Origin of the sequence: Chryseobacterium taeanense, from assembly GCF_900099685.1 — a bacterium.
Classification (GTDB): Bacteria; Bacteroidota; Bacteroidia; order Flavobacteriales; family Weeksellaceae; genus Chryseobacterium; species Chryseobacterium taeanense.
In genome coordinates, this window is sequence record NZ_FNDW01000014.1 from 99,200 (window position 1) to 106,056 (window position 6,857).

Genomic DNA, 6,857 nt, shown 5'->3' on the forward strand with positions numbered 1-6,857 from the left:
ATTTAAAATTAATAAAAATTTGATTGAAACCACCGTTATTCGTGGATATTATTATTTTTACTTTTCAGATAGAATATTCCGATGATAAGGCAGACAGTCGCCACGCCGATCGGATACCAAAGTCCTTCCAGATACCACGCTGCGTGTCCTGCTTCTTTTCCTGTGGTTACAAGATAAGTAGCTACCGCAGGAAGCAATCCTCCAAATACACCATTTCCGATATGGTAAGGCAGAGACATTGATGTATAACGGATTCTTACCGGGAACATCTCTACCAAAAATGCCGCAATCGGTCCATACACCATTGTTACAAAAATCACCTGGATGAAAACCATCAGAACAAGATACCATTTGGTGTCGTCATTAAGCTTTACAGAATGGGTCACTTTAGGTTCTTCAGCTTTTCCGTCTTTCATTACCGGGCCGGCTGCAGACCAGTGTACGATACTGTCTTTTTTCGCCAGAGTGCCGTCGGTGTAAAGTGTTTCTTTATGAAATGTTATCAGGCTGTCCGTTGCGATCTTATCATGAACTTTTACGGTTCTTTTTTCTGTAACCCCATTGGCAGCAATCGTTTTGGTTTCAAAATTTACGCTTTTAAACATAGAATCGTAAATAGGTCTGTATGCTAAAATAGCAATCAGCATTCCGGTCATCATGACGGCTTTTCTTCCGATTTTATCTGAAAGCCATCCGAAAAATACAAAGAAAGGAGTTCCTAAAAACAGGGCTGTTGCCATCAGAGAATCTACCTGTGCAGATTCCACGTTCATGACTTTCTGAAGGAAGCTCATCGCGTAAAACTGTCCGGTGTACCAGATTACCCCTTGTCCCATTGCGGCTCCGAATAATGCAAGCAGCACAAATTTAAAATTGAATTTATTTCCGAAACTTTCTTTTAAAGGATTTTTAGAAGTTTTTCCTTCGCTTTTGGCCTTTGCAAAGAGTGGAGATTCTTTCATGTTTTTTCTGATGATATAAGAAACTCCCACCATTAAAATGGAAATCCAGAACGGTACTCTCCATCCCCAGCCATCGAATTCTTCTGCAGAAAGAGAGGTTTTGGTCACTAAAATTACAATTAAAGAAATGAAAAGTCCTGCTGTTGCAGTTGTCTGTATCCATGATGTCCAGTAGCCTCTTCTTCCCGGCTGTGCGTATTCTGCGACATAGGTTGCAGCGCCTCCATATTCACCTCCAAGAGCCAGACCTTGCAATAATCTTAAAATTAAAACTAAAACAGGTGCTAAAAATCCGATGGTTTCATAGCTCGGGATACATCCGATCAGGAAAGTAGAAAATCCCATAATCAGTAACGTGACCAGGAATGTATATTTTCTTCCGATGAGGTCTCCCAGTCGTCCGAAGAACAATGCTCCGAAGGGTCTTACCACAAATCCTGCCGCAAAAGTGGCTAAGGTAGATAAAAATGCTGCGGTGGGATTATCAGCCGGGAAAAATTTCGTTGCCAGTACAACGGCCAGACTTCCGAAGATATAGAAGTCATACCATTCTATTAATGTTCCGAGAGATGAGGCTGTAATCACGCTCCAAATTGTGCGATTTTTTTGCCTTTCGTTCATATTCTCGTAGCTTACTTGATTGTTATCGCTCATATTGCTTGAATTTTATTGTTTGTTTTAAATGATCGTAATGTTTAATTTAGATCTATAAATAAATCTGGAATTGTAAAATAAATTCTCCTTTTGATGAAGGATCTTCTGTAGGACTTGTGTACACCGGTCTTGTAGAGTACTGAGTAGTGATTTTTGCGTGATGACCATCGATAAACCAGTTGGCACCAATATCAAACTGAGAGGACGGCTTATTAAGAGCATCAAAATCTTTATGGGTAAATGCAGCGAAAGGTTGAATCCTGATTTTTGGCTTTTCAGCTTGGTTCGGTAACAGTAATCCTGCTTGTGCGTAGATAATATTTCCTGTTCCGATTGTGGGTTGAAGATTTCCCGGTCCGGCAATAGCTTTATTTCCTGCGAAATTAGGATCGGAAGATGCAATATTCATAATCCCTATATTTCTGAGGTAATTCGGGCCGAACTGGTAGTTGTAGTATCCGGCATAAGCGGAAATTGCCATCTTATTTTTAGCATTTCCAAGAGGGATATCAGCAAATGCATCAACTGCCCAAAGTGAGATATCATGCTTTTCAATAGCAGAATTCACTGAAGTTCTTGTTCCATCTTTCTGATGATAAAAACCGGCTCCTATATTAAATACTTTTTTGGTTCCCAGATAAGATCCTACTTTGAAAGGTAATGTGTTGGATTCTTCGTCCAGAAACTGATATTCCACATATCCAGCTTTTGAAAAATTTGGGTTTCCATTATTGTCTACTGCTACTGCTTTTGATGGATCTGTAACATTAGGCGGAACTAAATCTGTTGCAAAGGGTTTATTTAAACTGAATCGGTATTCTAGTTTTCCGTATTTCCCTTTAGCAAACATTCCGAGCTGTCGTGCGAACTGGTCAGAATTGTCAATCAGTGGCCATGTGAAAATAGGAGAGTCTACGGTAAGGAAATTAAGTGTGGAGGCCATAGTCATACGCGAAAGTCCCATATAATAATGTAAACCTGCACCTAAAGATAAACTAAATTTTCCTGCTTCTCCGGGTAAAATAACAGCATACTCGTTCCATGCATCGTGAAAAAAAAGTTGTGTTTTTTTTCCGTTTCCATAACCTCCTGTTCCTGAAGTTCCGGGAGCGCCACCATTGATGAATGTTTGGTTGTTGATTCCAAAATGCGCCAAGATCATATACCTTTTAGAAATCTGGGCGTACACTAAAGTCCGTAATCTTCTATTTCCTAAGCTCCAGGAATTGTCGGTTGGTTCTCCGCCGACCATGCTTCCGGGGTTCATTTGGGTGTTTCTAAGCCAGAACTGGTCCCACAAAATAAATCTTACATATTTATCACCTTGCTGATTGAGGTTGATTTTTAATCCGCTGCCATAATCAGGAGAACCTTGTGCATATAGTGAACTGCTTATTAAAGCAAATCCAATACAAGTGAGTATTTTCTTCATAAATTATTAATTTTTGGCGTTGTTTTTTGTGAAAGCCAAATTGTAATTAATAATTTAGTTATGAAAATTTAATATATATTAGTGCTAATAGTATAGTTATAAGTTTTTAATTATGAATTGTGAGTTATTGAAGTATCTGTATTTTGAGTTTATTTAATATGTAATATTTTGATTTAAAAATGTTTATTATTTTTATTTGTATGAAAAAACTCATAACTTATACCTAATAATTCATAACTCACCAGAAACTATTTTTTAAATCTTTCCCATTTAATCAGCATATATTTATCTGCAAATTGTGTGATAATTAATCCGGCATTCTTAAGGTTTTCTTCTTTAGAAATGTACTCGGTAAGTTCGTTTTGCTTCAGAATTTTATAGACCGGGTGAAATTCCGAATGGGGTGGTCTTGTGATATTGTATTTCTTAATCCACGAGCTTATGGTAACATGAGAAACACCTATAATTCTTTCTATTTCACGATAACTTAAGCCTTCCAGATAAAGCTGTAGTGCTTTTGTGACATAATAATCATCTATCTTTTTACCTAATTTTTTTACCGTAAAATAATAATTGCAGTCTTTGCATAAAAAGCGTTGCTTTTCATTAACAATTCCGCTTTTTACTATTTTATTGCTATTGCATTTGGGACAGTTATTTTCCATAACTATATCTTTTTAGCAAATATATAATAATTTAGCATATTATTAATTTAGTATAAAGATAAAATTACCTGAATATTAATTTAATTCAATAAAATAATCTTTTTTATTTGTTTATTATAGAAATTATATTTTAAATTTGCGAAAAATTTTAGATAAATAAATGGAAATAGAAATTTCCTCCTCCATTCATTTGATGTATGTGAGTGAAATACAGCAGGAAATGTACGATTCTGCACAGCGTAGAGGAACGGGAATAGCAAAACGCTCGATAGAATACCTCAGTAAAAAAATTACTGAAGGAAACGCTGTAATAGCTACGGATAAAGGAAAATGGGTAGGTTTCTGTTATATTGAAACCTGGTCTCACGGGCAGTTTGTAGCCAATTCCGGGCTTATAGTTTCTCCGGATTTCAGGCATTTAGGAGTTGCCACATTAATAAAAGATAAAGTTTTTGCTTTATCACGGAATAAATACCCAAACGCTAAAATTTTCGGATTGACAACAGGATTGGCAGTAATGAAAATCAACAGTGATTTAGGATATAAACCCGTTATCTACTCTGAGCTGACCCAGGACGAAGAATTTTGGGATGGTTGTAAAAGCTGCATCAATTATGAAATTTTAATGAAAAAAGAACGTAAAAATTGCCTGTGTACGGCAATGCTTTTTGTTCCTGAAAACATAAAAAACAGTGCTGGAAATATTCAGGCTGAAAATCAATACAATAATGAGCAAGAAAGTAGTTTTAGCATTTAGCGGAGGTCTTGATACCTCTTACTGTGCCAAATATCTCAGTGAAATATTGGGATATGATGTGTATGCGGTTACTGTAAACACAGGTGGTTTTTCTAAAGATGAAGAAAGAGAATTAGAGAAGAGGGCATTTGATCTTGGAGTGAAACAATACAGGTGCGTTGATGCTCAGGAAGATTATTATAATTCTTGTGTGAAATATTTGATTTTTGGTAATGTGTTGAAAAACAATACTTATCCTCTGTCGGTAAGCGCGGAGCGTACGATTCAGGCGCAGGAAATTGCAAAATACGCGATTGAAATAGAAGCGGATGCCATCGCTCACGGAAGTACAGGAGCCGGAAACGATCAGGTTCGTTTTGACCTGATTTTCCAGGTGATGTGCCCAAAGGTAGAAATCATTACGCCAATCCGCGATATGACTCTTTCCCGTGAAGAGGAAATTGAATTCTTGAGAAGTTATGGCTACGAAATGGAATTCCAGAAAGCACAATATTCTGTAAATAAAGGTCTTTGGGGAACTTCGGTAGGCGGAAAAGAAACACTTACTTCAAGAAATCATCTACCCGAAGAAGCTTTTCCTTCTCAAATTAAGGAAACTCAGCCTTCAGAATTAGAAATTGAGTTTAAAAATGGAGAAGCTGTAGCAGTAAACGGAGAAAACTTTGAACACTCTGTTTATGCTATTCAGAAAATTGAGAAATTGGCTTCGGCTTACGGAATCGGTCGTGACATTCACGTTGGAGATACAATTGTCGGCATTAAAGGAAGAGTCGGTTTTGAAGCGGCTGCGGCATCTGTTATCATCAAATCGCATCATTTACTGGAGAAACATACGCTTTCAAAATACCAGCAGATGATGAAGTCTCAATTATCCGATTGGTATGGCAACTGGCTTCACGAAGCACTTTTCTTAGATCCTGTCATGAGAAATATCGAGTCTTTCTTGATTGATTCTCAAAAAACGGTTAGTGGAAAAGTATTTGTAACCCTTCATCCTTACCGATTTGTTTTAAACGGAATTGAATCTCAGCACGATTTAATGTCTGATAAATTTGGAAGTTATGGCGAAGCAAACCGAGCATGGACAGGCGAAGATGTGAAAGGCTACACAAAAATTGTAAGCAATTCTTTAAATATATACCATCAGATAAATCAAAATATAAATTAATTCATTTAGAGTCCTGAAAGGACGACCTAAGACAGGATAGGATAAAATCCTATTATTATGAATATTAAAGTATGATTAATCAAAAAGAAATAAAAACAGCAGGAATCATCGGAGCCAACGGTTACACGGGAAGCGAATTGGTTCGACTGTTGGCTTTTCATCCTCATGTGTCATTACGCTTTTTATATAGTCGCTCGAATTCGGGAACAAAAATTTCAGATTTGTACCCGGATTTAGAGACAGTTTGTGAAATAGTTTTAACCGATAAACCTGAAGACGTAGACATTTTATTTTTATGTCTTCCACATAAAGAAAGTCAAAATTGGCTGAATCAAAATCCTGTAAAAGATTCAACACTAATCATCGATTTAGGAAACGATTTTCGTCTTGATGGAAATTTAGGAAACAGAAATTTTATCTACGGGTTACCTGAAATCAATAAAAAACAACTTTCAGAGGCGAAAAGTATTTCAAATCCGGGATGTTTTGCAACAGCAATTCAGTTGGCTTTGCTTCCTTTGGCTCAGAAAGGTTTGTTAAATGAAGTTTATACAACGGGAATCACGGGTTCAACAGGCGCAGGACAATCTTTGCAGGCGACAACACATTTTACCTGGAGAAATGATAATATTTCGGCTTATAAAACTTTGACGCATCAACATGTAGATGAGATTTTACAGCAATTAAATTCCTATAATGTTCATGAGGTTAATCTGAATTTCGTTCCATGGAGAGGAGATTTTGCAAGGGGAATTTTTACAAGTTCCACGGTGAAAACAGATTTGGAACTTTCAGAAATATATCAATTGTTTAATGATTTTTATGCAGATGCATCTTTTGTAAAGGTAAGTGAGAAAGCAATTGATCTAAAACAGGTTGTCAATACCAATCGCTGTGTGATACAGATTGAAAAGAGTGGAAATGTTGCGGTTATTCATTCAGCGATTGATAATCTGTTGAAAGGAGCTTCCGGGCAGGCGGTGCAAAATATGAACATTGCGATGGGCTGGGAAGAGAATTCAGGATTGAACTTAAAACCGATAGCGTTTTAATTGTGAATGGTCAATAAATCAATCGTGAATTTTAAAATTTTAGACAGAGTTCCAAGTCTTGAACTTTTGTTTCTCGTATGTTTGCGTAAGAAAGATTTACGTTTTACATAGGATAACAAAAAGCTAAGAGACAGAAGAAATATTTTGTGTCAGGTAGTTAATTTGAT

General features: G+C 36.6%; 6 protein-coding genes. 3 read left to right on the forward strand and 3 right to left on the reverse strand.

All coding sequences use genetic code 11. The features are described 5' to 3' along the window. Nucleotides 1–35: 35 nt before the first annotated feature. The 3 genes from BLR30_RS16320 to BLR30_RS16330 form a co-directional block, all read right to left on the reverse strand. On the reverse strand, nucleotides 36–1,616 hold the full coding sequence (locus tag BLR30_RS16320; RefSeq protein WP_089861220.1) for an MFS transporter: 1,581 nt from the start codon (nucleotides 1,614–1,616) through the stop codon (nucleotides 36–38). 52 nt (nucleotides 1,617–1,668) lie between these two features. Continuing rightward, nucleotides 1,669–3,048 carry a porin gene (locus BLR30_RS16325; RefSeq protein ID WP_089861222.1) on the reverse strand — a complete coding sequence of 460 codons (1,380 nt, stop codon included), beginning with the start codon at nucleotides 3,046–3,048 and terminating at the stop codon, nucleotides 1,669–1,671. Nucleotides 3,049–3,296: 248 nt separating this feature from the next. After that, on the reverse strand, nucleotides 3,297–3,713 hold the full coding sequence (locus tag BLR30_RS16330; protein ID WP_089861224.1) for an IS1/IS1595 family N-terminal zinc-binding domain-containing protein: 417 nt from the start codon (nucleotides 3,711–3,713) through the stop codon (nucleotides 3,297–3,299). A 160-nt stretch (nucleotides 3,714–3,873) separates the two neighbouring features. On the opposite strand from BLR30_RS16330, the gene BLR30_RS16335 reads away from it, so the two are divergent. The 3 genes from BLR30_RS16335 to argC all read left to right on the forward strand — a co-directional run bounded on the left by BLR30_RS16335 (nucleotide 3,874) and on the right by argC (nucleotide 6,690). Beyond that, the gene (locus BLR30_RS16335; protein WP_139164649.1) at nucleotides 3,874–4,470 is read left to right on the forward strand and encodes a GNAT family N-acetyltransferase; all 597 of its coding nucleotides are present in this window, start codon (nucleotides 3,874–3,876) and stop codon (nucleotides 4,468–4,470) included. Continuing rightward, nucleotides 4,442–5,638: an argininosuccinate synthase gene (locus BLR30_RS16340; protein ID WP_089861226.1), complete on the forward strand. Its 1,197-nt coding sequence runs from the start codon at nucleotides 4,442–4,444 to the stop codon at nucleotides 5,636–5,638. Before BLR30_RS16335 ends, BLR30_RS16340 begins: the two co-directional genes overlap by 29 nt. A gap of 71 nt (nucleotides 5,639–5,709) precedes the next feature. Continuing rightward, nucleotides 5,710–6,690: an N-acetyl-gamma-glutamyl-phosphate reductase gene (argC, locus tag BLR30_RS16345; protein ID WP_089861228.1), complete on the forward strand. Its 981-nt coding sequence runs from the start codon at nucleotides 5,710–5,712 to the stop codon at nucleotides 6,688–6,690. The last annotated feature ends 167 nt before the right edge of the window (nucleotides 6,691–6,857 follow it).

Excerpts from the sequence above, each read along its gene's own strand:
- BLR30_RS16330 (WP_089861224.1), bottom strand. The coding sequence starts at position 3,713 with ATGGAAAATAACTGTCCCAAATGCAATAGCAATAAAATAGTAAAAAGC.
- argC (WP_089861228.1), top strand. The coding sequence starts at position 5,710 with ATGATTAATCAAAAAGAAATAAAAACAGCAGGAATCATCGGAGCCAAC.
- BLR30_RS16335 (WP_139164649.1), top strand. The coding sequence starts at position 3,874 with ATGGAAATAGAAATTTCCTCCTCCATTCATTTGATGTATGTGAGTGAA.
- BLR30_RS16340 (WP_089861226.1), top strand. The coding sequence starts at position 4,442 with ATGAGCAAGAAAGTAGTTTTAGCATTTAGCGGAGGTCTTGATACCTCT.
- BLR30_RS16320 (WP_089861220.1), bottom strand. The coding sequence starts at position 1,616 with ATGAGCGATAACAATCAAGTAAGCTACGAGAATATGAACGAAAGGCAA.
- BLR30_RS16325 (WP_089861222.1), bottom strand. The coding sequence starts at position 3,048 with ATGAAGAAAATACTCACTTGTATTGGATTTGCTTTAATAAGCAGTTCA.